Annotated in this window: 30 protein-coding genes and 1 tRNA gene; 8 read left to right on the top strand and 23 right to left on the bottom strand. The window is 46.5% G+C overall.

Going from position 1 to position 26,643, the window contains the following annotated elements:
* Positions 1-31: 31 nt before the first annotated feature.
* The 12 genes from LACPH_RS02460 to LACPH_RS02405 all read right to left on the bottom strand — a co-directional run bounded on the left by LACPH_RS02460 (position 32) and on the right by LACPH_RS02405 (position 6,773).
* Positions 32-742: an N-6 DNA methylase gene (locus LACPH_RS02460; protein WP_306387214.1), complete on the bottom strand. Its 711-nt coding sequence runs from the start codon at positions 740-742 to the stop codon at positions 32-34.
* A gap of 9 nt (positions 743-751) precedes the next feature.
* Positions 752-1,153 carry a RusA family crossover junction endodeoxyribonuclease gene (locus tag LACPH_RS02455; protein ID WP_306387213.1) on the bottom strand — a complete coding sequence of 134 codons (402 nt, stop codon included), beginning with the start codon at positions 1,151-1,153 and terminating at the stop codon, positions 752-754.
* Between the two features lie 41 nt (positions 1,154-1,194).
* Entirely contained in the window at positions 1,195-1,539 is a 345-nt protein-coding gene (locus LACPH_RS02450) for a hypothetical protein (protein ID WP_284794981.1), read from the bottom strand.
* Position 1,540: 1 nt separating this feature from the next.
* Positions 1,541-2,803 (bottom strand): DnaB-like helicase C-terminal domain-containing protein, encoded by a 1,263-nt coding sequence (locus tag LACPH_RS02445; RefSeq protein WP_306387212.1) that lies wholly within the window; start codon positions 2,801-2,803, stop codon positions 1,541-1,543.
* Positions 2,800-3,627 (bottom strand): helix-turn-helix domain-containing protein, encoded by an 828-nt coding sequence (locus LACPH_RS02440; protein ID WP_306387678.1) that lies wholly within the window; start codon positions 3,625-3,627, stop codon positions 2,800-2,802. The genes LACPH_RS02445 and LACPH_RS02440 overlap by 4 nt, the downstream gene beginning before the upstream one ends.
* Positions 3,628-3,643: 16 nt before the next feature.
* On the bottom strand, positions 3,644-4,081 hold the full coding sequence (ssb, locus tag LACPH_RS02435; RefSeq protein ID WP_306387211.1) for a single-stranded DNA-binding protein: 438 nt from the start codon (positions 4,079-4,081) through the stop codon (positions 3,644-3,646).
* 14 nt (positions 4,082-4,095) lie between these two features.
* Entirely contained in the window at positions 4,096-4,764 is a 669-nt protein-coding gene (locus LACPH_RS02430; RefSeq protein WP_306387210.1) for a putative HNHc nuclease, read from the bottom strand.
* Positions 4,742-5,452, bottom strand: coding sequence for an ERF family protein (locus LACPH_RS02425; RefSeq protein WP_306387209.1), 711 nt, complete (start codon positions 5,450-5,452; stop codon positions 4,742-4,744). The genes LACPH_RS02430 and LACPH_RS02425 overlap by 23 nt, the downstream gene beginning before the upstream one ends.
* An 11-nt stretch (positions 5,453-5,463) precedes the next feature.
* The gene (locus tag LACPH_RS02420; protein WP_061713682.1) at positions 5,464-5,955 is read right to left on the bottom strand and encodes a siphovirus Gp157 family protein; all 492 of its coding nucleotides are present in this window, start codon (positions 5,953-5,955) and stop codon (positions 5,464-5,466) included.
* Positions 5,956-5,971: 16 nt separating this feature from the next.
* On the bottom strand, positions 5,972-6,175 hold the full coding sequence (locus tag LACPH_RS02415; protein WP_306387208.1) for a hypothetical protein: 204 nt from the start codon (positions 6,173-6,175) through the stop codon (positions 5,972-5,974).
* Positions 6,176-6,179: 4 nt separating this feature from the next.
* Complete coding sequence (locus LACPH_RS02410; RefSeq protein ID WP_005712709.1) at positions 6,180-6,332, bottom strand: hypothetical protein; 153 nt, start codon at positions 6,330-6,332, stop codon at positions 6,180-6,182.
* An 84-nt stretch (positions 6,333-6,416) separates the two neighbouring features.
* Entirely contained in the window at positions 6,417-6,773 is a 357-nt protein-coding gene (locus tag LACPH_RS02405; RefSeq protein WP_306387207.1) for a DUF771 domain-containing protein, read from the bottom strand.
* Positions 6,774-6,837: 64 nt separating this feature from the next.
* Between LACPH_RS02405 and LACPH_RS02400 the strand changes: the two genes are divergently transcribed.
* Positions 6,838-7,428 carry a hypothetical protein gene (locus tag LACPH_RS02400; RefSeq protein WP_005688510.1) on the top strand — a complete coding sequence of 197 codons (591 nt, stop codon included), beginning with the start codon at positions 6,838-6,840 and terminating at the stop codon, positions 7,426-7,428.
* Positions 7,429-7,681: 253 nt separating this feature from the next.
* Here the strand turns inward: LACPH_RS02400 and LACPH_RS02395 are convergent, their stop codons facing one another.
* The 3 genes from LACPH_RS02395 to LACPH_RS02385 all read right to left on the bottom strand — a co-directional run bounded on the left by LACPH_RS02395 (position 7,682) and on the right by LACPH_RS02385 (position 8,981).
* Entirely contained in the window at positions 7,682-8,425 is a 744-nt protein-coding gene (locus LACPH_RS02395) for a phage antirepressor KilAC domain-containing protein (RefSeq protein WP_306387206.1), read from the bottom strand.
* 101 nt (positions 8,426-8,526) lie between these two features.
* A complete protein-coding gene (locus LACPH_RS02390; protein WP_306387205.1) occupies positions 8,527-8,739 on the bottom strand; it encodes a BRO-N domain-containing protein in 213 nt (70 codons plus the stop codon).
* Entirely contained in the window at positions 8,736-8,981 is a 246-nt protein-coding gene (locus LACPH_RS02385; protein WP_306387204.1) for a helix-turn-helix domain-containing protein, read from the bottom strand. The genes LACPH_RS02390 and LACPH_RS02385 overlap by 4 nt, the downstream gene beginning before the upstream one ends.
* A 161-nt stretch (positions 8,982-9,142) precedes the next feature.
* On the opposite strand from LACPH_RS02385, the gene LACPH_RS02380 reads away from it, so the two are divergent.
* From LACPH_RS02380 to LACPH_RS02370, 3 genes are all read left to right on the top strand, one after another.
* Positions 9,143-9,817: a LexA family protein gene (locus LACPH_RS02380; protein ID WP_306387203.1), complete on the top strand. Its 675-nt coding sequence runs from the start codon at positions 9,143-9,145 to the stop codon at positions 9,815-9,817.
* A 59-nt stretch (positions 9,818-9,876) separates the two neighbouring features.
* Complete coding sequence (locus LACPH_RS02375) at positions 9,877-10,554, top strand: transcriptional regulator (protein WP_204149148.1); 678 nt, start codon at positions 9,877-9,879, stop codon at positions 10,552-10,554.
* Positions 10,555-10,880: 326 nt separating this feature from the next.
* On the top strand, positions 10,881-12,050 hold the full coding sequence (locus tag LACPH_RS02370) for a site-specific integrase (RefSeq protein WP_306387677.1): 1,170 nt from the start codon (positions 10,881-10,883) through the stop codon (positions 12,048-12,050).
* A gap of 127 nt (positions 12,051-12,177) precedes the next feature.
* On the opposite strand, the gene LACPH_RS02365 is transcribed toward LACPH_RS02370, so the two are convergent.
* The 3 genes from LACPH_RS02365 to LACPH_RS02355 form a co-directional block, all read right to left on the bottom strand.
* Positions 12,178-12,249 (bottom strand) — tRNA-Arg (locus tag LACPH_RS02365).
* Between the two features lie 225 nt (positions 12,250-12,474).
* The gene (cysK, locus tag LACPH_RS02360; protein WP_010493076.1) at positions 12,475-13,404 is read right to left on the bottom strand and encodes a cysteine synthase A; all 930 of its coding nucleotides are present in this window, start codon (positions 13,402-13,404) and stop codon (positions 12,475-12,477) included.
* A 138-nt stretch (positions 13,405-13,542) separates the two neighbouring features.
* Complete coding sequence (locus tag LACPH_RS02355) at positions 13,543-14,370, bottom strand: homoserine O-succinyltransferase (RefSeq protein WP_274784397.1); 828 nt, start codon at positions 14,368-14,370, stop codon at positions 13,543-13,545.
* Between the two features lie 444 nt (positions 14,371-14,814).
* On the opposite strand from LACPH_RS02355, the gene LACPH_RS02350 reads away from it, so the two are divergent.
* Both LACPH_RS02350 and LACPH_RS02345 read left to right on the top strand, forming a co-directional pair.
* A complete protein-coding gene (locus LACPH_RS02350; protein ID WP_039639621.1) occupies positions 14,815-15,315 on the top strand; it encodes a DUF1440 domain-containing protein in 501 nt (166 codons plus the stop codon).
* Positions 15,316-15,388: 73 nt separating this feature from the next.
* A complete protein-coding gene (locus LACPH_RS02345; RefSeq protein WP_274784396.1) occupies positions 15,389-16,723 on the top strand; it encodes an MFS transporter in 1,335 nt (444 codons plus the stop codon).
* A gap of 56 nt (positions 16,724-16,779) precedes the next feature.
* Here the strand turns inward: LACPH_RS02345 and LACPH_RS02340 are convergent, their stop codons facing one another.
* Both LACPH_RS02340 and LACPH_RS02335 read right to left on the bottom strand, forming a co-directional pair.
* Complete coding sequence (locus LACPH_RS02340; RefSeq protein ID WP_274784395.1) at positions 16,780-18,222, bottom strand: amino acid permease; 1,443 nt, start codon at positions 18,220-18,222, stop codon at positions 16,780-16,782.
* Between the two features lie 461 nt (positions 18,223-18,683).
* A complete protein-coding gene (locus LACPH_RS02335) occupies positions 18,684-21,218 on the bottom strand; it encodes a M1 family metallopeptidase (RefSeq protein WP_274784394.1) in 2,535 nt (844 codons plus the stop codon).
* Positions 21,219-21,672: 454 nt separating this feature from the next.
* On the opposite strand from LACPH_RS02335, the gene LACPH_RS02330 reads away from it, so the two are divergent.
* Complete coding sequence (locus LACPH_RS02330; protein ID WP_274784393.1) at positions 21,673-22,284, top strand: hypothetical protein; 612 nt, start codon at positions 21,673-21,675, stop codon at positions 22,282-22,284.
* A 502-nt stretch (positions 22,285-22,786) separates the two neighbouring features.
* On the opposite strand, the gene LACPH_RS02325 is transcribed toward LACPH_RS02330, so the two are convergent.
* Complete coding sequence (locus tag LACPH_RS02325; RefSeq protein ID WP_274784392.1) at positions 22,787-24,403, bottom strand: ABC transporter ATP-binding protein; 1,617 nt, start codon at positions 24,401-24,403, stop codon at positions 22,787-22,789.
* Positions 24,396-25,130, bottom strand: coding sequence for an ABC transporter ATP-binding protein (locus LACPH_RS02320; protein ID WP_274784391.1), 735 nt, complete (start codon positions 25,128-25,130; stop codon positions 24,396-24,398). Before LACPH_RS02320 ends, LACPH_RS02325 begins: the two co-directional genes overlap by 8 nt.
* A 258-nt stretch (positions 25,131-25,388) precedes the next feature.
* Between LACPH_RS02320 and LACPH_RS02315 the strand changes: the two genes are divergently transcribed.
* Positions 25,389-26,138, top strand: coding sequence for a sulfite exporter TauE/SafE family protein (locus tag LACPH_RS02315; protein ID WP_010493046.1), 750 nt, complete (start codon positions 25,389-25,391; stop codon positions 26,136-26,138).
* A 90-nt stretch (positions 26,139-26,228) separates the two neighbouring features.
* On the opposite strand, the gene LACPH_RS02310 is transcribed toward LACPH_RS02315, so the two are convergent.
* Positions 26,229-26,573: a winged helix-turn-helix transcriptional regulator gene (locus tag LACPH_RS02310; RefSeq protein WP_274784389.1), complete on the bottom strand. Its 345-nt coding sequence runs from the start codon at positions 26,571-26,573 to the stop codon at positions 26,229-26,231.
* Positions 26,574-26,643: the final 70 nt, after the last annotated feature.

Raw genomic sequence — 26,643 nt, 5'->3', positions numbered from 1 at the left:
GTTCTCTATGCCTAGTGCCGCCAATAACTGTTCATTTCTCTTCAATTTTGTCCTCCTTTCCCGCTGCTAATTTCTGAATGGCTTCGTTGTATCTTGCGGGTATCTCTGTTGATTCAATGTGATTTTGTTCAGGCTCTAGCCATTGTCGAATATCAAATTCTTGTTCAACGTCTGTGCTGTGCGGCATCACATTCACTGTGCTGAAATGCAAATAGTCGTCTTCATCGTTTTGAATGAAATATACTTGTCTAGCAGCACGTGTCAGACTGTCACCATGAACAATTGTTGCGTTCATGCCGCGAATGGCACAATTGAATATCAAAAACGGCAACGTACTATCGCCAAGCTCTTCCAGATGGTAAAAATACATGCTTGGCCGATAGTCCCACGGCTTGTGCTTCAAACGGTCTTGTTGCCATCGTTGAATCATCATTGAGCCAGTCCCAGCCGCGACCTCGTAATACTCGCTACTGTCATTCGATCCAACGAGCATGTTCACGAGCTTGCTAATGCTTTCAGGGGTGAAATCTTGTTTCTTGTCTTTGCGATCAGCTTGAACACTCATGAAATATTCTGAGAACCAGTCATGTGATACGTCTGTGCTGACATCTAGGAATTTCTTAAAAAGCTCGTTACGCTTTTGCTGATCCATGACAATGCCCATCAATGCTGCTGGCGCCTGCTGTGCCTCACGAACACCTAACAGTTTGTGAACGACATCTGCTGTGAATTTGGTCGTCATTTTTTCTCCTCAATCAATTTCTTCTGCTTCAATCTCAACACGCGGTTGATCGCTGTACCATTTTCCAACATGGATTTCGACTATTTGGTTGTCGTCTTCCCATAAAATGCCGGTAAGCGCATCTGATACAGACTTGTAGTAGTTGTCTACATCCGGCTTAACTGTTGGCCTAACTTTGCCTTCTTTTTTCTGCCTTATTAATGCCTTACTGCCAGACTTTTGTAGCGGACGGTATATTTCCATTGCTACCCTTATTGGGCCGCTTAGAGGCTCAATATTTAGCTCTGAAGCCACATTCTTAACGTACTGCTTGTAGTTTCTTGATTTAGTCGGATCGTAGGCACGACCTATTCGCGTGAACCTCGGCCGGCCTTGTGGGACTGGGTTACCAGGTATCGTTAGCTTTATCACGCTGGCTTCACGTCCTTGTGCTCAATCATGCTTTTTCCTCCTTAAAACTTTTGCTCCGGTAAGTTCACATTTAGCTTCTTCAGATATCCTCGCCAAATATCGTATGTGTTTTGGCAATAAGCTCGCGTTACTGGATCAGTTTCTTTTGTTGGTAAATATGCACTAGTTTCCCCATAATATTCTGACTCAGCCGTCTCTAACGCGTTGACCAATGTCACGTACGCCCATTTGTACCAAAACTTCTTCATACCAGCATCGGCTTGTTGCGCCTTTTTTAGATATTCCATGGCTTCATCAAGCTGCAGAATAACGAACAGCGAGTATTGATAATGCCCCTCCTGCATGTACTCATTGAACTCTTTAAGTGTCATAGTTGGATAAGCCATTTCAATACGCCACCTTGAACTGCAACTTTGGTGCGAAAAAACGAAAATCAATGCTACCAAGTGCTCCTTCACGATTTTTTGCAATTGTTAAAGTCACAGTACGTATATCTGATTTTTCGTTCTGCCGATCACTGTTCCAAAGGAATCCAACCGCATTGCTATCTTGTTCAATTGACCCCGACTCTCGTAAATCCGATAGTACCGGTTGCTTGTCCTGACGATTCTCAATACCTCGCGATAATTGACTAAGCAAAACAATCGGGATACCAAGCTCGTTGGTCAGCACTTTGAATTGACGGGTGATCTCTTCGATTTGCAGACGGCGATCGGATTGGCTACGAACACCAATCAGCCCAAGATAATCAACAATCGCAAGGTATCCTTTATCTGCATCAGCGGCTCGCTGCCGCATTGTTTTGACGATCTGCGGTAATTCCACCTGCTTGTCGTAAAGCTGCAAGTGATAGTCTTTAAGGACGTTTCCCGCCTTTTCAACCTCAACCTTCTCAGCATCGCTTAGACTTTTCTGCGGGTTGATGAATTTACCAGCACTGATGCCAGTCTTGCAGGCCAACAAGCGGTTATAGTTTTCTGCATTTGACATTTCAAGTGAAAACATATCAACTGTCAATTCCGGTTGCTGTTTCAAAGCCTCAATGATGAGATTGATCGCGAATGCTGATTTACCGACACCAGGGCGCGCACCAATCGTCAACAAACGTCCCGGCATCAAACCGCCACCAAGAATATTGTTAAGAGTGAAGTACGTTTTAATCCCATTGTCAGTAGCACCGTGTAACATTTTGTCCTCCATGGCCGCTGCCAAATCTGCAATGCTACTTTCAGTGACTGTCTGGCTTGCTGCAGTCGCATTCTGTGAAGCCTCCATCATTGCAGTAAGATTGTCCTCGCTTGGTTCTTCCGAGTACGCTTGTGCTGCTTTAATGAGCTGACTACGGAAATAGTCCCGCTTCAGCTTGCCTACCCACCAGTCAAAACGTGAGGTGCCAAAATCACTGGTCAAGATGTACTGCCAATCTGCTGCTGACATCACGCCTGGATGAGCTGTTGCAAAACCATCCTGCAATTCCAGCGTATCTACGTCACCTGGCAACTTGTTCATGTAGGCAACTACTGCAGCGTATTGCTGGCTGTTAAACCATTTAGGATCAATCCATTCAGACTTGATGAGTTCCGGCTTCGTATATAGTCCATACATGACATGTGGTTCAGGATTGCTAGGGTCATAAAGTTTTTTTGTCAAGCTTGTTGCCTCCGTTCATCGTATTCAGCAATGTAACGTTTAGCATCTTCTGGATTGATCGGAATACCCTGCGCTTTGATTTCCTCAAGCACGCGATCTAGGCTGTTGTAATCAAGGTACATAGCGATGGCTGTTTTTTGCGGGTCAAACTTCGGCTTACGGGCTTGTTGTTCCTCTTGCTCTTCTTTGATAACCTCCAAGTAATCATTCCAAGATTCTTGGTTAAAGAACGTGCTGCCATCTTTTATGAATTGCTTTTCTGTGCCTTTGCTATTGATTAGCTGTCGATAAGCCACAATGCCATCCTGAATTTGTCTGTTGGTAGCAGGGTTCTTCTTTCTACTCATTACCCGTTTGTAAGCAGCTAATGCTGGCTTCTTGCCGATCTTCTTTGGATATAGTTTCCAGAGCTTTTCAAAATCACTCTCTAACGTGCTGGATGCACGTATGTTTTTATTAATACTTGTATTATTATCTGGGCAGTTTTCTTCCCTAGGGTGAGGAAGATTTTTTCCCCACGTAGGCAAGACTTCTGATCGAGGAGCTAAACTAATAAATCTCTGTTCGATCTCGTTGCTGCCGTTTTTGTACTTAACAACTCTGCTGATATATAAATTGTCCTCTAGACACTTTAGCCAACTTCTGATGGTCCGATTGCTAACCGAATAGAGTTTTGCAAAATAGTCATTTGATGCCCAGCAGTAACCGTTCTTATTGCTGAGTGCCGTGATCTCGCTGTACAGAAGCTTGGCTCCTTGTGGTAGCTGTTTGTCATAGCGCACACCTGCTGGAATGATGGCATAGTAACTAGGGCTTTCATTCATGATCATCACCGCCTTCTTAGAATGGAAGATCATCATCGCTGACATCGACTGGCTGGCCATTGTTAGCAAAACCGTTGCCTTGGCTTGCGGCCGCTGGGTTATTATCCGATCGCTGTTGGCTGTCCTGAGACATCTGCCGTGGCTCAAGCAAAGCAAAATTCTCAACAATGACCTCAGTCACGAATACTTTCTGGCCTTGCGCGTTATCGTACGTACGTGTTTGGATATGACCTTCGATGCCAACGAGTGAACCCTTGTGCGTAAAGTTGGCAAAATTCTCAGCAGACTTACGCCAGATGGCACAATTGATGAAGTCAGTATCCCGGTTACCGTTCGCACTGCGGAATTGACGGTCAACAGCGATTGTGAATGAACCGACTGCCGTTCCGCTTTGTGTGTAGCGAAGGTCAACGTCTTTAGTTAATCTGCCTGTTAAAGCAACTGAATTAAGCATTTTTAGTCTCCTTTTTACTCGGTACGTGTTTTGTAATGTGGTTGAATTCGTTTAAGTTCGTCAGCTGTCAGCTTGATTGGCTTAATGTGATATTTTTGGATGAACGACGTGAGGCCGATCGTGTGCTGCTCGACATGATGAATGCGGCATAGGCTCATGTACCTGAACTTTGTTTCGTCTATCTTATTTCTGTTGCGCCCCATGCCAACCGCCTCGTAATGTGCCAAGTCAGCGGGCTTACCGCAGATAACACACTTGCGGAAACGGAGGCAGAACCATTGGCGCGCATAGTCATTTGGGATCATGTCCCATGTTCTTGTCTTGAACGGCACGTCATTGCGGAAACAGAACTCTAAAATCGTATATATCATGTTGTTAGCAGTCGTCATCGAGCAATCACTCAGTGAATACGGCTCAATTGCGAATATTTCGCGCGTATACGATTTCATGAGGCATTCGATCATGTCCACCGTGTCACCGTTCCAGTCGGAGATGTCGCGCATCAATGCAAATATCTTTTTGCGCTGATCTGGGCTTATATGGCGCCCGTCCTCGACTTCTAACTCAACCGAGGGTGATTTACCAGCGGCAAGCTTGGACAGCGTATACAGGCTAACATGGGCGTCTGCGGTGATAGTAATTTTGTTGCCCGACAGCTTGTCAAGCCTGCCGTTGATTTTCATTAGCGACACCTGCCAGCTTCTTTACTTCTTTCTCAAGTAAGCTCTTGATTCCAGCGGCCGCATTTGGTGTCAGTGTTTCAATGCTTGTCGCCTTGCTTCCAAACTTCGCATTGGCTAACCCAATCCATATTTCTGCCAGTTCATTCACCGTCTTCGGCTTGGGATCACCGTTTTTGTTGACCTCCGGCATTTTGTTAAACTGTTGCATAATGAGTTCTTTAACTGCCTTGACTGTAGCGTGATCGAGGCCACCATTTTGCTTATTAGTCCGCTTAGGTTGAGCCTTTGGCGGATTAACTCCGGCCACAGTACCGTCATCATCAAGGTCTGATGTGATGCCGAATGCTGCCGATAGTGAGTATCGACGTGCATATGTCTCAGCAGATCCGAACGCTTGAGCATCGTTCTTAGCAACAGGAACGGACAGCGGCCCCAGCTCAATAAATTGGCCGCTAGAGTGGAAAATCAAAGTTGTCACGCTCACCTGGTTTCCTTCGCTAACCACATCTTGTGTATATGCCAGTCCCGTATCAGGTAGTGCGCTGTCGATTGCATCCACAACACCCTCAAGCTGAACGTAACGAGACTTTAGAAACGGGTTGTCACCATCTTTTGCCGGTTGCTTGACAACTTGCCTGAATGCGTTGATTGCCTTCGCAATCTCGTTTATATTCTCTGATGTACGCATGATTTACCCTCCTACTTAATCAATAAATGCTCACCACGTGGCTTAAGCTCAGCACCGAGCACTTTTTCTCCGGATTCTAGTCGTTCTCGAATCTTGTCCATGTCTGGCTCGCGCTTGATTTTGAAAACATCAGCCTGCAAATTGTCTTGATCGATGGAAATTGGCTGTTTTCCGCCATTCTTAGCAACACTGATAGTGAACAGCGGTGTCTTGATTTTGCGTTGATTAGTTTCGTTCATTGCTTCAACCAACCGCTGTGAAATAGTACCGAGGTTAGATTGATAAGCTTTAATCCGTGCTTCGAAACGGTCACGTTCTTTTTTGTTAGCTTCAATATCGGCCTTGATTTGGCGAATAACCCGTGCATATCCTTCGGCTTTGTCATTAATTGCATCCACGATTGAATCCATGGTGTCGGCCAATACTTCGGGATCAGTTGTCCCGTCTTCAGCTAGTTCTAATAAACTCGCATATTTTCCTTGTAAGTCGTATAATGTTGACATAAGATCTTTCCTTTCATCAGTCGTTGGTGTGCATACCAGCGGCTTTTTTCATAGCTTGGTTGATGATGAATAAGATTGCGTGTGCACCATCTTCTTGACCCATGGCGTACGTTTGATGAGGGTCTGTGTTGTTCGGCCCATAGTCGGTAGCAATCTTGTGATATTTGGCAATCTGACGGTTAGCTTCGGCTAAAATGTGCTCGTATACTTCATTAGTCATCACGTCATCCCCTTAGTTTTGCTAGTCGTGCACGTAGCTTCTCGTTCTCAGCAAGCAACATCTTTGCAATTGGTGTGTGGTTGCCGCGCATAATGTCTAACGTCAATTTGTTGTGTTCGTTCAGCAAATCACCAATGGTTCGTTCCGCTTCATTCAATCCACTGCCTCCAATTTCCGCTGTGGCCTAAGCAGTGACCAACGATCACGCCGAAGCCACCAGCAATTAGTAAATAGCCAATCATTATTTGCCCTTCTCTCTAAGTGACCTTGAAATCTCTGGGAACCATTTGTCTAAGAAGTCGAGCCATGGTTTCGGATGAAACAGATACCCCTTTTTGCCAGGCGGTGGATATGAAACCACGGTATCTTGCAAGAACTTGTGGAAGCGTGGGACGTTCAAGATATTGTTAACTACCCACGTGTTGTTATGCCCTTCGACATAGCTTGTTGCGGTGGTGAGCGTCCACATACCTCGTGCTGCTAGCTTGCGTTTTAACTCTTGGTTCTCCTTGATCATCTTTGTCAGTTCTTCTTCATCGACCGCTAAATACTTTTTACTTGAAATCTGCTTATTTTCGACAATTTGTAACAGTTCCATGGCGTTTCCTCCTTTCCTGTGATCGCCTCCTGACGGATAATGAAACCGAAGGAAGGTGATTTAGATGAACGAATTCTTTAAAATAGCAACGTTTGCATTTACCCTTATTACTGTGGCATTTTTGCTTCTTGACCACATAAAAAGATATTTATCTTCACGAGTTAGATTTAATTTAATACTGTCTGATTTTGAAGTCCTAGAAGAAGCCCAAGTTGTCAAAATGGATATGGTTATCGTCAACCATTCGTCTAGCAATTTAGCGATTATTGCAATGTATTATTTGGAGGATGGTAGTGAAGACACCATCAAGGGGTTATTCCCACCAAATTGGTCAAGCAGATATGTTGCTCCGATTGATGAAACCAGCAAGTACTTCAAAAAGCTTTCAAAAGAAGATAAACTTGTCATTGGAAATGCTGGCGGAATGGCACTTGGCAAACGCGAATATAAGTGGGTAGGATTACCGGAACTTGATACATTTCCTATAAATATGAATGGATATTCCGCTATTGATTTAAACTTGAGCTTTCAAGCGTCAGGCATGCGCCATCTTTTCGATCCCGGTCTGATGAAACATACCTTCTTGGTTATTACCTCTAGAGGAGTGTTTAAGAAAACATTCACAGCGTATGCAGCACGTATAATCCAGCAATAATCATGGCCGGTACACCAAAAACGCATGCTATCAATCCCGGAATTGACATCCAGTCATGGAATTTAACGATGGAATAAACCGCGATAGCGATTACAGGCAATACTCCAATCGCTGTTGCAAAGCAAAGAACTGCGAGCATGATGTTCATAATTACCATAGTTATCAACGGCCTTTCTAATTAATCAAGATATGCTAGCTTGCTTGACAAGCTCCGTACTTCCCATATCAGTGCGGGGCTTTTTGTTTTCTTCGTTCATACCGTCATCCCCTTTTGCAGAAACTTGTTGATAAAATACTGCTGGCCTTTGCCGGTTACCTTGGTAGTCTTGGTGATCCGCACGCTGCCGTCCGGGTTCTGGAATGTACGTTCCTTGATGTCGAACAGCTCCAAGTCCATTGCCCGTTGTGTCGGCATGTTGCGGCGGTCTCCACTGCCAATCAGGTATCCGTGTTTCCGCAGCCAACCGAACAGCCTATTCTGGCCAATATCCACACCGTTCTGGCGGATGAGCTTGGCTAAGTCACCGATGAGAATGCTCGTGTTACTTGTGGCTACCGCGTCTGCAAACAACGCTTTAGGCGCTTGAATCGCGATGGTTTGCTTCTGTTGCTCAATCTTTTCAGCTTGATTAGCTGCCAGCTTCAACGCTTCGGCATAGCTTCCCGGGATTGCATAACCCGTTCTGATCTGCGTTTCCATACTGTTAAAGGCTTGGATGTACTGAATCTTGAACTGAAGCGCACGCTTCCCAGTGAATCCAACAGCCAGCAATGTGAATCCGTCACGATTCATGTAGTACATTGGATTCGTTTTCCCATTAGAAGCGGTGTAACTACCATCAATAAAGTACTTTTTTAGTACAGCGTAATTTTCCGCGCTACTCATCAAATCACGAATTGCTGCTAGTACATCTCTGTGGTTCTTTCCAAATGATTCAGCGACCTTAAGACTGGTGGTGACTGCCTGACGGTCGCGCATAATTATTAATTCATTCAATGTGTTCCCTTCTTTCTTTTGGCCTCATTCATTAACGATGGCCATTTCACGTGCTTGACCTGAGGTACCGATTTGGTACTTCAGCTGGTCTTCTTCTTCAACTATGAGACGGTAACAAAGTCTTGCTTGCCACCGGGGGTCATCAATTTGGTGACCCCTTTGAATTTATCTGGAACATATTTTTTGACTGCGTTCGCCGGTTTCCTATATCCGAGTACTTCTGCGATGTCCTTACCGACAAACATTGGCTCATTGTCAACAACTACAGTTCGCACTTGCCGGCCTTTAAAATCAAAATGCTGTAATTGGTTCATACCGTCATCCCCTTTCGTTCTCTATTGGGAACGTTACTTGTAAAAAAAAGACCTAGTTGATTAGTACCATATCCCAAAATGCTGGCCATTTTTACTAATTCGGTAGCGCTGATTGTTGTAATACCATTCTCACGCTTAGCGTACGAAGAGCGGGTATGCCAGCCCATAGCTTTTGCCATTTCGTCTTGGCTCATTCCTTTTGCGATACGTTCAGCGCGAAGACGTTTTAAATTTAGTGTCATTGGATTGCCTCCTTTCGTTTCCTTTTGGGAACATCTAAAGAATATCATCCATGTTCCCATGTGTCAACGATTATTTCAAAAAAATATTCAGATATTGTTTTTTTGTGCCCCTATTGTGCGCAATCGGGAACGGTGTTAAAATCATTCTTGAGGTGAGATACATGAAAACAAATGATGAAATAATCAAGACTTTGAATGATCTTCGCAAGCGCGAAGGGATTTCAATCAGTGAACTAGCACGCCGTGTTGACATGGCAAAATCGTCTGTGTCTCGCTACTTCAATGGAACGCGTGAGTTTCCATTAAACTATGTTGATAAATTTGCAAGTGCTCTACACACAACTCCGGAAAGCCTAATAGGAGTTTCTCCTGTAGATCCTTTTAAAGTCAAAAAACTACATGTTCATTCTTATCCATACATTCCCGCTGAGATATCTGCTGGAATCTTGTGCAACGTCGATCCGCTAACTTCAGATGACGTTGAAACGATTCAACTACCGGATAGTGTTATGGGAAGATATGCCGGAGACAGTAGCATATTGATGATGCACGTTAATGGCGAATCAATGAACCAAACAATTCCAGACGGCTCTTTAATAGCCGTCAAACAATACAGCGACATTCAAGATCTCAAGGACGGGGACATCGTTGTTTTTGCAGATGATGGGGACTACGCTGTTAAATATTTCTACAACGACCGTCAAAAACAGATTGTGACCTTTATTCCAGATTCCACCGACAAAAGATTTAGTCCTATCATGTACACCTATGAAGATCTTGAAGAAGAGAATATCAATATCATCGGCAAGGTAGTCGTATACACAGTCGTTTTATAGCACAATCTTACGTCCAAAATCTGATCGACGTTAAAAGCTGAATTTTTTGGAGAGGAATAATGAAACTACTTATCTTAATTGCCTTTTTGGGATCGCTCCTATTGGCTGCAATATTTGGCACATTGTCTATAGTCCAACGAAAGGACTCGAGAAAACTAAAACGGAACCTTATTATTACCGCGTTGTCGGCAATAGCATTTATTGCAATCTTTTTTTGGATTGGCACCTATTCGGGAGAAAGCAACAGGTCAGCTGCATCTAGTTCGTATTCGAAAGCTGAGTCGTCAAAGGTCGAGTCGTCACAAGATGATGATGACAGTTACGAAGACACTGATAGCGATGACTCTGATGATGAAGAATCATCAAGCACAGAAACATTCAACGCAGCTGACTACAACACTGGGATCACTTATGAACAATTGGCACGGACTCCAAACGACTACAAGGGCAAGAACATCACTTTAACGGGCAAAGTTATTCAAGTCGTTGAGGGTGACGATGAAACTGATTTGCGTGTTGCAGTTGATGGTAATTATGACAATGTAATTATGGTCGGTTATGATCCAGATATTATGAACGGCTCTCGCATTCTAGAAAATGACAAGATCACCTTCTATGCTGAAAGCTTGGGTACCACCACTTACAAATCTACCATGGGTGGCAAAATCACAGTTCCATTGGCTTTGGCCAAGAAGATTGATGACGCCGGAACTGCTCCCGACGACTATGGTGATTAGTCCCTTCCCCCACGCAAGCGGCGTCCCCGTGCAAGCCGGAGAGTTGGGCTTGTGCCACATACCAAGTACGGGTTCCATTAGTGGCACTGTTGACAATATTTCCCATAAAATATAGGATGATGGTACTGGGAGACTAGTTCTCCATTATATGTATCTGCGAGACCCTTTGCGGTCCTATTAGCCATCGTTCTTCGGAGCGGTGGCTTTTTATTTTGGCCACAAAAAGGCGTCTACTCCCCAGAATGGGTAGACGCCTTAAAGGTTGCGTGATTGTATGGTAGATGCAATAGCACCTACTTGTATTATAGCACAAGGAGGTGTAAATGATGGCAACATTTAGAAAACGCGGAAAGTATTGGGAATATCGTGTTAAGTATACGAATGCCGCTGGGAAACAGTTGGTTGCTTCACACGGCGGGTATCGGTTGAAATCATCTGCGCAAGATGCTGCAGAAGCTGTAGAAGATGACCTCAAACGTGGTGGCGATCCATCAAAACAAGACGTTCTGTTACTTGATTATTGGGATCAATGGGCTGAAGCATACCGAACCAATGGCAAGTCAATCAACACTGTATACCGTTACAAGCTTTTCAGAAAGCACCTAAAGAGCCGATTTGATGGGCGAAAGCTTAATTCTATTCGACCTATCGAATGGCAGAAATTTATTAACGATTTTGCTGCTGGCAAAGATCGCAAGGATAAAACCACACGAAAGCGGCCACGTGAGCGTTCGAAAGATGTTGTTACCAAGATGAACAGCTATGTTCGTGGGATGGTAAAAGCGGCAATCAATGAACGCATTCTATTTTCTGATTTCACCTTTGGAACGAAGACATCAGGCGTGCGCTCTAGTGGGAAAGTAAAGGTGCTAGACAGCCGCGATTTCGCTAAGGTTAAAGCAATTGCTATTGAACGGGCTTCGTACCGCAATATCGGGGCGCTTGCTGTTTATATTGGCTCGATGACTGGCATGCGAATATCTGAAGTGTTGGCTTTAACTTGGCCTGACATCGATACTAAGCTCGGCGTCATTCATGTTACGCGTTCTTGGGATCATTTGTATGGAACAGGATTCAAGCCAACTAAAACTGATTCGTCAGTTCGCGACATTGAGATATCGCCCAGCGTCATTGAGCTTCTTAATAAGATCCATCAGGAACAAGCAGCATCTTATCTTCGTACTGGATATCGTGACGAAGACCAGATGATTATGCGTGATCCACGTCACAACGTGATTACAGACAGCGCATGTAACAAAGCCCTGCACGTCATTCAGAACAAAGCTGGGATCCCTGAAGATAAGCAGATCACCTTTCACGGGTTGCGTCATAGCCACGTCAGCTACTTGATCAGCAAAGGCGTCGACATCTATTATATTTCAAAGCGGTTGGGTCATTCAGACGTGACTATTACGATGAAAGTCTATGGTCATTTGTTAGACTCACAGAGAAAACAAGAAGCACATAAGGCCGTGTTATTCATGGATCAGCTATGATTGTGTTTGTCCCCTTTTTGTCCCCCGAAAAATAAAAACAAAGGAACTCTAAAGATACCTAAATTGCTGTAAATGCTGATACATAAGCTTTTTAAAAAGCTAAAATAACCTAAAGAAAGCTAAATAATGCCTCCACCGGGATTCGAACCCGGATCTGTGGTTTCGAGGACCATTATGCTATCCATTGCACCATGGAGACTTACAAGTTTTATTATAGCGCTTTTAACGCAGTGGCGTGATGACTGACTTCGAAGCTAGTCCCAAAACCCAAAAAGTTTACGATAAATCCCCCCAAAACAAAAAACGCCCAATTCCTTTAACATCAAAGGATTGAACGTTTTTGACCCCTTCTAAGTGTCAAAGAATGGGAACTCACAATGCCACTACCCACGCATCGTTTAGCTAGGCACGGCATTCATTGACCTTAATCATCAAACTTAAACAAATCTGTCGACAGATACCGCTCGCCGTTATCCGGGGCAACGGTTGCTACGCTCTTGCCTTTGCCAAGTTTCTTGGCAATTTCAATGGCGCCGAAAATGTTGGCACCGGCTGAAATGCCTGGCAGGAAGCCTTCTTCATGGCTGACGTGGCGCGCCATGTCGATGGCCTGATCACTTGTCACTTCGACGATATCTTGATAGAGGTTCGTATCCAAGACATCGGGAATGAAGCCGGCTGAAATGCCTTGGATTTTGTGCTTGCCGCCATGGCCTTCTTTGAGCATTGGGGACTCGGCTGCTTCCAAAGCGTAAATCTGGACGTTTGGATTGATTTTCCGCAAAGCACGGCCGACACCGGTTAACGTGCCGCCTGTCCCAACGCCTGCAACAAACGCGTCCGGCGTCCCGCCATCAAATGACCGGATGATTTCCTGGCCGGTGGTGCGTTCGTGTACATCTGGGTTGGCGGGATTCTGGAACTGCATCGGCAGGAAGTAACCATTTTCTTTGCTAAGTGCCTCGGCCTTTTTGATTGCACCCGGCATGCCATCTGCGCCTGGGGTCAAAATCAATTCTGCCCCATAGCCGCGCATCAACGCCCGGCGCTCGACACTCATGGTTTCTGGCATCGTGATGATCAGATGATACCCCTTAGCTGCCGCAACCAGAGCAAGGCCAATGCCAGTGTTACCGGAAGTCGGTTCGACAATCGTGCCGCCTGGCTTCAAAACGCCTTTGTATTCAGCATCTTCAATCATTGCCAGCGCAATCCGATCCTTTACGGAACCACCGGGATTGAAGAATTCAAGCTTTACATAAACATCGGCCGCGCCTTCAGGTACAACGCGATTTAACTTGAGTAACGGGGTGTTGCCAATCAAACCTGTAATATTATCTGCTGCTGTGACCATATTAAAGCCTCCATATTGTGAGCGTGAGCCAGCCCGGTTAGAAACCGGAGTGTAAGCGGGCTCAGGCGTGATGGCCCGAACTTAGGCCATTGCGCCTGAGGTCCTTACACGCAGGTTTCTGGGCTGGCGAACGCGTTATCATATCGGCATTGAACGATCTTCGTTACGATGCTCGGCAACATGCCGAATCCAATTGTCAAAAATCGTTCGCTGTGTTTTCTTCCAATTAAACTTCGGATGATCATAATCGTTTTTGTGATGATAATAGTGTTTAGCACGCGCGTAGTCGATCTCGGGATGCGCGGCGATTTCGCGGTGATATTCCGCATCCAGTCCCCACCGATCGTACTCGATATGTGAAAAGACAAAGGTTTGGGTGCCGGTCGGTTCCGTCACCATGAACAATTTGCCTTTTGTCGTGGTCGCGTTGATCGTTAATCGTGGGTCATTGCGAATATCGCGGACATCCATCTCGGCATAACGCGCATGTGGTGCCTTGAATCCATCTTTTAAGCCTTGCAGGAGCGGATGTGGTTCCAGAATCGTTTGCGGGTAAACGCCGAACAATTTGTGGGGAAGAATGAGCTTACTGACACCGAAAAAATAATTCAGTGCTACCATGCCGCCCCAGCAAAGATAGAGTTGATTCGGTACATGTTGCCCCAACGTTTTCAAAAGCGTCCGTACCTCGGCAATGTAATGCACTTGATCGAACTCTAAGGTTTCAATCGGCGAACCCGTGATGATGAACCCATCCATTGTCGCCGCTTCGTGAATATCCAGTGGATCTAAAATCGAACTGACCGCCTCTGGCACATCACGTCCTGCGTAATGGGTCATGGGGTAATAAAAATGCAATTCAACCGGAATCTCAGTGCGCGTCAAGACGTGTTGCAGCCGAGTTTTGGTATCGGCCTTATCATGCATGACGTTTAAAATACCGATCTTGAGTGGCGATTTTGTCAAGATTCACCTCCTATCTCATGATAGTAACGACTCAACCTTAAAAGAAGCTTTGCGCATGACCGCGGACTAAACTGTCGCGCGTCGTCACTTGCCCGGACACATCAGGGGGATACCCTGATCAGTCACACCGTGCCAACATCGATTAAATGCAATGAGGTTTTTCATAGTATCCTCCCTTTTAGTACTTATATACTAACTAAATGTAAGGCTAATAACAACCTTTCGCGTTAATATATTCGCGAATTCTTTTTGTTCGATTAGTTGATGGTCGACAGGCGACACTTATCGCGATTCGACGGCTTAATCCTATATATTGAAAAGGACGATGACGACACACCGGCGTAGAAAAACAAATTCTTTTATCTACGCATGCCAAAACCGTACTGCTGTTTTAAAATAGAAGTGTTAAAGTTCTTGACGCATTCATCTAAGGAGGTCGCTTATATGCGTACACAAACTCAGTCATCTGTCTTGAAGCTGGCAGCGGTTGGTGCCGTTGCGGGCTTAGTATCAGGGCTTGTCAAGTTGGGTTGGGAAAATATTTTACCGCCGCGAACACCGGAACGGGATGCCACCAATCCGCCGCAACAATTTTTGCAGCAGCATGGCCTCACCCCGGCGGAAACTCATGCCACTTACACGTATTCCGGCCATCAGATTCCTTGGGTCAGTCTTTTGGTTCACTTTGGCTTTTCGTCAAGCCTCGGTGCGCTTTATGCTGTTGCCGGCCATTATGTCCCGTTGTTTAAATTGGGTTATGGCAGCATGTGGGGACTTGGCGTGTGGGCCGGCGCTCATCTTTGGGCGATGCCTGCGCTGAAAATCGTGCCGCCTGCTAAAGATCAACCGGCGGAAGAACATTTGTCCGAAGCTGTTGGGCACATGGTTTGGAATACGGTTAACCAAATCGTGATCAGTGATATGTTGCGGGAAAAGCATGATTAAAAGCGACTGCTAATATCCGAAGAATGCAGTCGTACATGTTTCGTGTCAGTTATCCACGAAAGAAGGTTTGCGGATGCAAAAAAAGCCGACTGCACAACAAACAAAGTGGCCTGAACGCATCAGTTACGGCCTGAGTGACGCGGCTGATAATCTGGTCTTTCAGGTGATGACAACCTATCTACTGTATTTCTACACAGACATTTACGGATTGAGTGCCGGCGCGGTCGCCCTGCTGTTCCTGATCGCCCGCGTTGCCGATGTTTTCGAAAGTCCGGTGGTCGGTTTGATGATCGACCATACGCACTCGCGCTTTGGTAAAAGCCGGCCCTTCTTCCTTTGGTACGCGTTGCCTTATGCCATTTTTGCGGTGCTTACCTTCGTCACGCCAGACTGGTCGGCTAATGGTAAACTGCTGTGGGCTTACGCGACGTATCTCATCTTGGGGTTCCTCTACACCGCAGTTAACCTGCCAATCACCTCGGTTCTGCCGACGCTAACGCAAAATCAGCAGGAGCTGACTTTGCTCGGGGTCATTCGCCAGTTCTTCGGCAGTTCCGTTCAGATTATTGTAGCCGTGTTCACCTTACCGCTAGTGGCATTTTTCGGCCGCGGCAATGATCAGCACGGCTTTCTTTTAACCATGGCGTTGTTTGCCGGCATTTCATTACTATTAATTCTCAACACCTTTGTGCATATTCGTGAGCGTTTTACCCAGAAAAAAATTGCCCATCAGCCGTTTCGCGCAGTTGCCAAAATCGCGGTGCGCAACAAGCCGTGGTTGATTCTGTCAGGCGTCATTTTCACGTACTGGCTGCTGACGGCGATCAAGAACCAGACGACGGTTTACTATTTCAAATACACGTTACACAATCAGAATCTGGTTTCCTGGGCCAATAGTTTTACGTTTTCATCATTGATCGGCGTCTTGCTGATTATTAGCATTGCCGGACATTATGGGAACAAGCACACCATGCGCCTGGGAATGCTGATTGGCTTGGCCGGACAATTAGTCATTGCCGGGGGCGTGTACCTGCGCCAGCTGTGGCTGCTATTTTTCGGCATTCTGGTCAACAGCATCGGTCAAGGCATGATCGTCGGCTTGGTTTCCATCATGTTAGCTGACACCATTCGCTATGGCATCACCCTCGGCGCCCAAGCTGAAGGCTTCTTCGCCTCAAGCAACGACTTTGGTGTCAACCTCGGGCTGGGTATCGGTGGCCTCGTCACCGCCGGATTGTTCGACCTCACCGGTTATGTTCCGAACACCAACCAAAATGCCGCAACCCTTGGCATGATTGACCTGAATTATGTCTGGTTGCCACTGTTGCTTTACGGCATCTTGCTGCTGCTCATTCACTTTTACCCTGAAAAGAAAATGTTGACCGCGATTCGTGAGCATCATATTTGAGTCAAAAAAGGATCTGCCACTCTCTCCGGTAGCAGATCCTTTTTTCATGTCGCAGTTTATTCCGTAGTTAACTCGTTGCGCCGTGCCAACATTGGTAAAACCAGACCCAATGCCAAGAGCACGACCGGCGTAATCACATTGAGGCCCATTTGGAACCACCATGTGCCGGGATCGCTCAGATAGCTGATTTTCGGCAGCATCCCCAGTAAGCAGGCGAATGCGGTGAAGAAGAAACACCAGCCGCCAATGAGCATGCCCGCGTGTTTGTTTTTCACTAACATGTAGTCTGCTTGGAACTTCTCAAGGTGACGATTAAGCAGATAATATGCTAAGAAGACCCAGAGATAACGTAGTGGCATCACGACCGAGTTCAGGTTCAGCAGCCATTTGTATAATTCATTCATGTTGCCGATACCTAACGCCGGAACAATAATCAGAATGCTGACCAGAATCCCGGTCATCCAGTAACCGTTAATCGGCGTGCCTTTTTTGTTGATCCGCCGTAATTTTTTAGGAATAAAATGCGGATCGGCGTCACTCAGCAGGATTTTCAGCGGGGCATCAATCGAAAAAGCCAAGGCCGAAATCGAAGCAAGTGCATTGGCGATGGCGTAGAGAATGACAAAAACATTCCCCAAATGATAATAATTGCCGAGCATCGCAAACGCCGTGTATGGGCCATTAGACATGAGATCAGTCGGAATATGGTGACTGTCAAACAACATGCCCATGCCAAAAGATCCTAGCAAGGCACAAAACGCAACCATGCCGGCAAGGACCAACATCCCCAACGGAAATTCTTTGGAAGCATGTTTGGTGTTGTTGACGTATGGCGAAATTTTTTCCGCCCCGCCGACCGCAAAGACCAGCATGGAAATCGTGGTGAAGTAATTTAAATCAAATTTCGGTAAGTAAGTGTGCAAATCGCCCATGTCCGGCGTGGCCACATGAACCCCTTTGACCATCAAAGGTGCCGTGACTGCTAAAATGATGAACAGGATCGACATCAAGAACATCGCGGTACCGGCCATGCTACCGATACGATTCAGGGTCGTCAGGCCGCGTGATGACAGCCATAAGAAAAGTAAGAACAGCGCCAGACAGATCAACGACACGGTCATCGACGATACGGTGTTGACAAAGTTACCGTTGCCTTTGAAAAGCCAGCTGAGCGCAATCAAAATCGCTTGCGGCTTCTGGGCCAGGTACGGAATATGCACCACCCAGTAGGTCCATGCAGCGTAATAAGCCAGCCGCACACTGCCGGTTTCCTTAATCCAGGAACTGACGCCGCCCGCCTGATCCTTAAAGGTTGAACCAAGCTGGCCGACGATCAAGGCATATGGCACGAAGTAAATCAGCATAATCAGAATCCAGCTGGTCACAACGGACAGGCCTTGTTGTGCATAGTTGTTAAACACATTGCCAAGGCCCCAGACCGAGACGAAGGCAATCAAAGCCACGTTATACCAGCGCAGTTGTTTCTTAGTGTCTGCCACGAATATCCCTCCAAACAAATCCCGCCTTTGGAAAAACAGGAATTTGTTCTCCAGTGTACCGGTTTAGCAGCCCCTATTTCCCGTGAAAATGTATAGATATGGATTAGATTTTTCTAAAAAGGCAGTTGCTTTTTCGCCATGGACGTGTTTCTGAACGCAATAATTTCTTGCCGTGCCAAACTCCGCAATCTCCGGCGTTTTGGGGCTGGAACGCTGTGACGGCGCTTTGAGCCAGAAGCCCGCTGTCTCAAAGTCGCCTAACAACATCAGCGACAAGCCCGGTCGCTGTGTTGTTTGCACGGCTGAGCCCCAAAACGCCTACGATTGCTCCGCTTTGGCACTACAAGCATAAAGCTTCTGACAACTTATTATGTCGAAACAAAAAACAGACTCACTTTTCAAAATTCCCGAAAATGAATCTGTCTCTCTAGTAAATTATTTAATTAATTTTCCATTAGCAATTACTTAACCGCCTTAGCAACCGCCCCATTAACTGCTTGTTGCTCGGCCTGAATCAAATCAACCCGGCTGGCGATGACGCTGGTGTCCATCGTGATTTCACGAGTTAACCCTGGCGTCGGTAGTTTAGGCTCGAAGAATGCTTTGAATTCGTCAAGCCGGTTTGCGGTTCGGAAGATGCCGGCAATTACGGTGATATAGGTGGTAAATTCCATGTCGCCGCCGACCGTCTTTTCCAGCCATGACCATTCTTTGCGAATCCAGTCCCATGCAGCCTGTTCGCCGACATGGTTGTTCAATACGCCGCGGAACCATGAGCGTAAATCCTGAGGCTTGATTGTATCGGCATTTTCGAACTGATCAACAATTTTCCCGATCAAGGCCTTATCCGGGGTGCTGGTTAAGGCAGCGAGAATGTCTGCCTTATAACTTGAATCCGTGGTCTGCTTGTAGGCTGTCAACAACTGATCGAACAAGGCGGCGCTGCCAAAGTTTTTCACTTCGTTTTGGAGCACAAACATCCGCACGTCTGCCGGCAACTGGATTAATTGATCCTTGTTAGCCGTGAAAAGGTCGTGACCTTGCGCAATGGCCGTAGCGTTTTTAGCATAAAGTGCCATGCTTAGCACGTATGGCCGCGTCAACTGATCATCATTGCTTTCGTCTGGCTTCGGCAACCAGCCAAGACGTTTAAATTGGCCTGCGCTAAGCTGATCGAAGAATGCTTTCAGCTGGGCTTCATCTGAGGAGTCAGGTGTCACAAACTGCTTCAAATCATTGGCAACCCGATACAAGGCATTGATGACAATCGCGCTGTGACTTTCGGCAAAACGCGGTAACAACGGCACAATATTAGCGTATGAATTTTGCCGTCCTTCTGCCAACAGCCGCAAATCTTGCAGGATCTGACGCTGATCAATCGCATTCAGCTGGTCAAGGTGATCCAGAATATCAGTTAACAGCGTTTGATCATACTGCACGATGAAATGGGAGTTATTGCCAACGTTAACCCGGAATGGCTCGCCGCTATCTTGACGCAACTGTGCATAGTCGCCCAATGTCGCTTGCTTATCAGCAAAAATCTGTGGTGCGACTGCATAGTTACTGTTCAACGGAATCTGCCATTGGCGGCCGACGTCTTTGCCTGCACCGATGAAGAACTGTTGCTGCGACAAGGTGAGCTTGCCATCCACCACCGCGGCGGTCACAACCGGATAACCTGGCTGCTCCAACCACGATTGCATGATTTTGCCAACATCAAGATGCGACGCCTGACCCAATGCTGCCCACAAATCGGCGCCCGCGGCATTGCCAAACTTGTGCGCTTCAAAGTAAGCTTTCAGACCAGCACGCAAGGCATCGTCGCCAATCAACGCACGGACCATGACCAGCATCCGCGCCCCCTTGGCGTAGACAATGGCGCTGTCGAAAAGCGAATCGATTTCAGCCGGATCTTCAACCTGCACATGTACCGACTGCACACCATCAGTGGCATCACGCTGCAAGGCCATCGGCACTTCCAGCGTTTGGAAAGCTTCCCAGATGTGCCAGTCCGGTTGCAACGCGTCCACTGCAACATATTCCATCATGTTGGCAAAGCTTTCGTTCAACCAGAGATCATCCCACCACTTCATGGTCACAAGGTCACCGAACCATTGATGCGCTAACTCATGGGCAATGACAGTGGCAACGCGCTCTTTGGTCTCCAGCGACGTGTTATCCGGATCGATCGTCAGCAGCGCTTCCCGATACGTCACCAGGCCCCAGTTCTCCATGGCACCGGCAGAAAAGTCCGGCAATGCCAGCTGCCAGGAATGCGGCAACGGATAAGGCGTCTGGTAAAAGTCTTCGTAAAATTCAATCGAACGCTTGGCAATGTCTAACGCAAAGTCCAGTTCGTTAGGCTTGTGCGCTTTCGTGGCAAAAACGCCGATTTTAACGCCGCTCTTCGTCGTAGTCTGCTTACTTTGCAACTCACCAAACGCAAACGCAATCAGATAGGTCGACATCCGCACCGTGGTATCAAAATAATGAACGCCATTGATTTCACGCACTTCCGGCATATTACTAATCACCGTCTCGCCCGGATGTTCATCAAACTTAATCGCCAAATCAAACGTGGCCTTGGCTTCAGGTTCATCAACACTCGGAAAAGCCTGCCGCGCCGCCGTGGTTTCAAACTGGGTTCCGATGATTTGCTTCTTGACCCCGTCCACTTCGTAGTAAGACGGGTAAATGCCCATCATGGTATCCGTCAACGGCGCCGTGTAGGTAATCGTCAACTTCACATCGCCTGCTTTTGGCAACGTGATCCGCACGGCCTCGGCCAGATCATCGGTTGTAAACGGGACCGCTTGGTTGTTCGCCTCAACGGATTCAACCTTCAAATACTTTTGATGAACCGCAATGTTCGGCTGCTTCGCTTCACCGATAATCGACGTCTTGCCGCTAATGGTCTTGGTCGCCCGGTTAATATCCAAATAGAGATCATAATGCGACGGTTGAAAAGTTTCATAGAAATGTGCTGCTTCGCTCATGACTTTCCTCCTCAAATTGTTAGATTACGCTCATTATACGCCAAGTGCGCTTTCTGGGCAGGGAAAAGCCCCACTAATAAACGGTTACGCTGAATAGAGAGTGGTTCGCCAGCGTTTCTTGATTAGCACTCTTACGGTATTTAGCGGACGGCCATTTTTTAACTTAGAGCTTGTCATTGATTCATCGCAATTTTTTAATTGAACGTGATGTGTACTCCTTGTCAACATTGGTGAAAACGCGGCTTAAAATAACCAAATGGATAACTTTTATATAAAATATACCTTTCGTATAAAATCGGCGAAATCCAGCTCTATATCAGGGTCTGAATCCATAAACCAATCGTTGACAAAATGACATTTGCAGTTTTATAATGTAACCGAATACAGAGCGCGCTGTATCCAACATTATTGCTAACAACTTTTGTTAAGTGTTTACTTTCCAGGAGGAAAAGAAATGTCAAAGTTTATCAAATTTGCTGGTGCCCTTGCAGCTTTGACCTTTGGACTGTCCCCTGTTATTCTGGCAGGAACAACCGTTTCCGCTGCTGATAGTGCCAACCAATCAGTTAGTTCAACACTGCCGACAGTAACCCCATCAAATGTTGTCGTAGATCCAGAGAACAATTTGGTTAGTCAAACAACTTCTGCAGACGGAACCCATATCACTTTGACCTACCATGTGACTGCTGAACAGCTGGCTGCTATTAAGAAGGCCTACTCGGTGCCGAGCCGTTTGAATTCCTCAAAATCAGCCTTCGGTACGATGAGTGTAGCTTCAGCATCATATACTTCCACTTACAACGGCTCTTTTAAACTTGGAAATGTTCTGGACACAGCTGGATTTATTGCCGGGTTAGCTAGCGGTAGTGCTAGCACAGTAATTGGAATTGCTTCAACTATCGTACGTGCAGTTGGCGCAGGCACCGTCTACTTTCATTACACTCAAACAAGCTGGAGTGCGAGTGATGGCTTCCATGTGAGCGTCAATATTAAATTCTACAAGAACGCTAGCCATACAAGTTACATCACTCAAACGACATTTGATCGAGTGTATCAAAATGATTAATCGGTACGTGTAGGATTTAAAAAAGCGAGGTGATTCAAATGAATAACAGGGACGTCTTTAAAAACCGTTACAAGCACATCCTTACTTTCTTAGGCTTTTGGATCGCCGGATACTTTACGCTGGATTCATTGTTTTCTGGTTTGCCTCTGCCCCTCACCGTGTTTTCTTCTACAGTTGTGCCGATCAGCTTTTTGAGCTATTTGGTTTATGATTATTTCAAACTAAAAGTCAAAAGACCGGCCTCACTCATTTTTTTAGTCGTGATGATAGCAGCGTTCATCTTTGCAATCCTTCTATTTCTCAAGATCGTAGTGCTCTTTTAAATTCCAATGTGCAATGATAACAGGAATCTGGAATTGCATGAACGATTAACACTGTCTACTACTAAGGCCAACCACCTATTCGAATCAAGTGGTTGGCCTTTTTTTATTTTTCAATGGATTTTGTCAGAAAATTCATACTCGCTCGCAACACGACACCACTTGCCACCACCAAGCGAGCCTCAATACCGAATCCGGAAAGTCTTCGGTGCCATCCGATAAATCACCGCGGTGCCGATTGCCACATAAACCAGCGTTACCACACCAATCAAAATCGCATACGCGTAGCCGGAAAATTGCACTTGGGTGAAAACCCACGCCACCCAGTACATCCCCCAGTACAAGAACCGATACAGTGGTGAGACAACCGACATGTCATCTGTAAACGGCTGAATCAAGTAATAGATAAACAAGTCGTGGAAGGAAAAGAACAGCACCATGCCGCAAACTTCTAGCAGTAACACCAAATAAAAGTTCATCGCATCCGGTACCGATGAAACAAATTGCAGTGCAAAAATAAACAGAAAAATCAGCCCGCCTGTGACTGCGTTGTACTGGACAATCCGCCAGAATCGGTAGAAGAACCCGACCAAAATGGTTTTCGGTTGCCGATAAAACGGATAGTACAACATGGCCGAGTCGCAGTTAACAAATAAGAGTTGAACGATCGGTGCGCCGAGTGATGACAGGTACATCGGGAAGAACAAGGCGCCATAAATCGATGTCAAATCGCCGACCGAATGAACGGCGAAAAGTTTGATGAGTACTAAAATTCCAACGCCAAGGCTGCCAATCCATAACAGCCGCGTCCGCAACTTTTTCCATAATTGCTGGCGATAACGGGCAAATAATAAGGCATTCAGATAGTTACTACCGGATCGGCTGGTTGGCTTGACCGTTGCTTTGGTGTCCAGCGTCAACTTTTTCTGCATCGCCTTACCAGCGGCCAAAAACTGCTGATCCCGGGAAGACGTTACCATGTTCAAAGTAATGGTCGCCTGCTGAATGGATGCCATCAAAAACGGAATATCATCAGAAAAGCTGTGAATATACCATGCCATCGCCAGCAAAGCGAACAAGCCGATCATGAATCCTAAAGGTGAGAAAACACCGTTAACAAATGCCGCGAGTTGGCCGGTTATCATCACGCCGGCAACCACACCCCACAGGCTCACCCAGTAAATGATCTGTGCCATTAAGCCCAGTTGCCGGTGTGACCACGCCAAGCGCGGCAGAAAAGCCTGCCACCGCCAACTAAAGATGGCCATTTCCAGCCCAACCAGCAACAACCATAGATTACGGGTGATAAGTGCCAGAATAAAAAGCGGCAAAAACGGACCAATCACGACCCCAATGATCTGATTGATCAACAAAGTTCCCCGAACCAATGCAACCCGATCCAGCGAAAAGTACTCGCCAAGCTTAATCGTTTTGATATTAATCGCTGCATACCGAAAAATCAGTCCGCGCAGCATGAGGCATCCCAGTGAATAAACCAACACGGCAACCATAATTCGCAAGGTGAAGTCAGTTGGGAGCGGATGAATGAAATCGTTGTAAGCATTGCCGACCAGGAACGCCAAGCCCATCATCAAGAGGGTTATCACTGGCTTGGTCAGCAGCATCATGAAATTTAACAAAATGGCCAAAAGACTTTTCAACGTCCCCGTGCGATACCATCTGGTTGGAATCTTTTTTCCTACAAACGGGATCCGTCGCAGAAAGTAAATGATTCCATTCACCCCGGTGGTCGCATCGGTTTGCGCTTGAAACCAGTAATATCGCCATGCATCACGCATCTACCTGCACCTCGTCACTTAACCGCGCAATCACGGCGTCTTCAAATGCCTGACTGTGAATATCCAGCCCCGTCAATTCAGTTAATTGCTGCTGATGCAACAGCACCACCGCGTCACAGATGGCCTGCGCCAGCTGCATAATGTGCGTGGAAAAGACAACTACCGAGTCGGCCTTCATCGCAACGATCATCTGCTGCATCTCATGCGCCGCCACCACATCGACGGTTGTCAGCGGTTCGTCGAGTAACAGCACCGGCGGCTTCAACATCAACGACACCACAATCTGCAGCTTATTGCGCATTCCCTCCGAATAGTCGCGCAACAACTTATTGGCATCTGCCTTACCCAGCCCAGCCATATCAAAAAAGTCCGCCGCTTTGACCGTTGTATGCATCCGGTCCAGCCGTTCGCGATTAATCGCGATAAAATAGTCAACGAATTCAACGCCGGTCATGAATGCCGGCAAATGTGGCTGAGTGTAAACCATACCGACTGCCGTATCCGAGTAATTTGTGATCAGCCCTTGCCCATCATCCGAATCAACCGCAATCGTGCCGCTATCAATCGGCAGGTTACGGACAATCATGTTGAACAACGTCGACTTACCAGAACCATTGCGCCCCAGCAAGCCATAGATCTTACCTTGTTGAAACGTATAATTGGCGTCTTTGAATAAAACCTGCTGATCGAAGGCCTTATCCAAATGAGCAATTTCAAGCTTTTTCATCCCGCCACCTCCAGTGCCACCTGAATTTTTTCTTGAGTATAGCAAATTATTTTCAGCCATACCATTGACAAGACTCATGACACTTGCCGATAAATAACTGTTTTCACTCCCAAAAGCAACCCGATCGGTCCATAAGCTGGAAACGCTTAAAAGCGACAGCAGTATCCGCAAATGCTAAGCTTGATAAGATGATATTGGGTGTAAAATAATGAAAGAAAACAGATTTACCCCGAAAAATAAATCAAATGAGGCGAGCTTATGACGCTCGAAACAATCTTGTATTTACTCGGCATGAGCCTAATTGCCGGCATCCTCAATGGCACAGTGGGAATGGCGGCACTCACGCTTTACCCGATGTTGCTGTCGGTCGGTATTCCGCCGATTACGGCCAATGCAACCAACACAATCGGTCTTTTGTTTAGCGGATCTTCGTCGGTCCTTTCATCGCGGCGGGAATTAAAAGGCCACTGGCACCAGGCACTGCTCATCACATTACTTAATGCTCTTGGTGGCGTCTTAGGAGCACTTATTTTAATTCACAGTTCCAATGCCAGCTTCAAAAGAGTCGTTCCGTTTATTATTTTCCTAGCTGGCGTCATGATCCTGACGCCGAAAAAAGATCCCGATCAGGCTACCCATCGCAAACTTGCCCAAGGGTTTGGTTATGCGTTGATTATGCTTGTCGGCTTATATATCGGTTATTTTGGCGCCGGTGCCGGGCTGTTGATGATCGCGGTACTGTCGCGCATCGTCGCAGGCCCGTATGCAACTTACAACGCTATGCGTAACCTCGCATCGCTTGTGAACAATACGGTCACATCAATCATGTTCATCTTCTCGATGCCGATTGCCTGGTGGGTTCTAATTCCGGTCTGCATCGGCTTGTTCGCAGGCGGCTTTCTCGGTCCGATCATTGTCCGCCTGATTCCGTCGCACGTGATTAAAACAGCGGTTGGGATCTTCGCGATCGGGCTTGCGGTTGTCTTGTTTTATCAAGCTTATCTTTAATGCAAAAGATCCAAAAAGGCATCGCCGAATTTTCGACGATGCCTTTTTACTTAACTGGTTGATGAATAAAAGAAAATATGTCGTCGCCGTTCATGCCAGCGCAGCCTGCTGCGTCTGATAAAACTTACCCCAGGCTGCCATGGCGTCGATCACCGGCGCCAATGTTTGGCCTAACTTGGTTAAGCCATATTCCGTGGCGCGACCATCTTCATCGCCGACTTTCTTGTAAATAATCCCATCACCTTCAAGTTGCGCCAATTGTAACGCCAACATGCGCTGGGTCACTGAAGGAATGGCCTTGGTCAGCGTGCTGAAGCGAGTGGCATCCCCTTTAAAGAGATGATAAAGAATGACGCTTTTCCATTTTCCCGAAATCAGATCAACCGTATTTTGAACCGGGCATCCTGCAGCACAATTATAAAGTTCACGATCCATCACAAGGCCCCCTCGTTGCTTTCCTACAAGTTACTTACAATTTGCTCACTTACTATGTTAGTGCATGCTG

Origin of the sequence: Lacticaseibacillus parahuelsenbergensis, from assembly GCF_030770265.1 — a bacterium.
In the GTDB taxonomy this organism is placed as follows: domain Bacteria; phylum Bacillota; class Bacilli; order Lactobacillales; family Lactobacillaceae; genus Lacticaseibacillus; species Lacticaseibacillus casei.
The sequence above is the reverse complement of the archived record's forward strand: the minus strand, read 5'-3'. Positions and strand labels throughout refer to the sequence as shown.

What these genes read in the sequence shown, in the direction of transcription:
- LACPH_RS02420 (WP_061713682.1), bottom strand. Translation starts at nt 5,955, where the DNA reads ATGTCAACATTATACGACTTACAAGGAAAATATGCGAGTTTATTAGAA.
- ssb (WP_306387211.1), bottom strand. Translation starts at nt 4,081, where the DNA reads ATGCTTAATTCAGTTGCTTTAACAGGCAGATTAACTAAAGACGTTGAC.
- LACPH_RS02330 (WP_274784393.1), top strand. Translation starts at nt 21,673, where the DNA reads ATGTCAAAGTTTATCAAATTTGCTGGTGCCCTTGCAGCTTTGACCTTT.
- LACPH_RS02390 (WP_306387205.1), bottom strand. Translation starts at nt 8,739, where the DNA reads ATGAACCAATTACAGCATTTTGATTTTAAAGGCCGGCAAGTGCGAACT.
- LACPH_RS02425 (WP_306387209.1), bottom strand. Translation starts at nt 5,452, where the DNA reads ATGCGTACATCAGAGAATATAAACGAGATTGCGAAGGCAATCAACGCA.
- LACPH_RS02385 (WP_306387204.1), bottom strand. Translation starts at nt 8,981, where the DNA reads ATGACACTAAATTTAAAACGTCTTCGCGCTGAACGTATCGCAAAAGGA.
- LACPH_RS02375 (WP_204149148.1), top strand. Translation starts at nt 9,877, where the DNA reads ATGAAACTACTTATCTTAATTGCCTTTTTGGGATCGCTCCTATTGGCT.
- LACPH_RS02380 (WP_306387203.1), top strand. Translation starts at nt 9,143, where the DNA reads ATGAAAACAAATGATGAAATAATCAAGACTTTGAATGATCTTCGCAAG.
- LACPH_RS02345 (WP_274784396.1), top strand. Translation starts at nt 15,389, where the DNA reads ATGCAAAAAAAGCCGACTGCACAACAAACAAAGTGGCCTGAACGCATC.
- LACPH_RS02325 (WP_274784392.1), bottom strand. Translation starts at nt 24,403, where the DNA reads ATGCGTGATGCATGGCGATATTACTGGTTTCAAGCGCAAACCGATGCG.
- LACPH_RS02440 (WP_306387678.1), bottom strand. Translation starts at nt 3,627, where the DNA reads ATGAATGAAAGCCCTAGTTACTATGCCATCATTCCAGCAGGTGTGCGC.
- LACPH_RS02405 (WP_306387207.1), bottom strand. Translation starts at nt 6,773, where the DNA reads ATGGAACTGTTACAAATTGTCGAAAATAAGCAGATTTCAAGTAAAAAG.
- cysK (WP_010493076.1), bottom strand. Translation starts at nt 13,404, where the DNA reads ATGGTCACAGCAGCAGATAATATTACAGGTTTGATTGGCAACACCCCG.
- LACPH_RS02450 (WP_284794981.1), bottom strand. Translation starts at nt 1,539, where the DNA reads ATGGCTTATCCAACTATGACACTTAAAGAGTTCAATGAGTACATGCAG.
- LACPH_RS02310 (WP_274784389.1), bottom strand. Translation starts at nt 26,573, where the DNA reads ATGGATCGTGAACTTTATAATTGTGCTGCAGGATGCCCGGTTCAAAAT.
- LACPH_RS02370 (WP_306387677.1), top strand. Translation starts at nt 10,881, where the DNA reads ATGGCAACATTTAGAAAACGCGGAAAGTATTGGGAATATCGTGTTAAG.
- LACPH_RS02430 (WP_306387210.1), bottom strand. Translation starts at nt 4,764, where the DNA reads ATGAAAATCAACGGCAGGCTTGACAAGCTGTCGGGCAACAAAATTACT.
- LACPH_RS02415 (WP_306387208.1), bottom strand. Translation starts at nt 6,175, where the DNA reads ATGACTAATGAAGTATACGAGCACATTTTAGCCGAAGCTAACCGTCAG.
- LACPH_RS02400 (WP_005688510.1), top strand. Translation starts at nt 6,838, where the DNA reads ATGAACGAATTCTTTAAAATAGCAACGTTTGCATTTACCCTTATTACT.
- LACPH_RS02460 (WP_306387214.1), bottom strand. Translation starts at nt 742, where the DNA reads ATGACGACCAAATTCACAGCAGATGTCGTTCACAAACTGTTAGGTGTT.
- LACPH_RS02315 (WP_010493046.1), top strand. Translation starts at nt 25,389, where the DNA reads ATGACGCTCGAAACAATCTTGTATTTACTCGGCATGAGCCTAATTGCC.
- LACPH_RS02335 (WP_274784394.1), bottom strand. Translation starts at nt 21,218, where the DNA reads ATGAGCGAAGCAGCACATTTCTATGAAACTTTTCAACCGTCGCATTAT.
- LACPH_RS02350 (WP_039639621.1), top strand. Translation starts at nt 14,815, where the DNA reads ATGCGTACACAAACTCAGTCATCTGTCTTGAAGCTGGCAGCGGTTGGT.
- LACPH_RS02320 (WP_274784391.1), bottom strand. Translation starts at nt 25,130, where the DNA reads ATGAAAAAGCTTGAAATTGCTCATTTGGATAAGGCCTTCGATCAGCAG.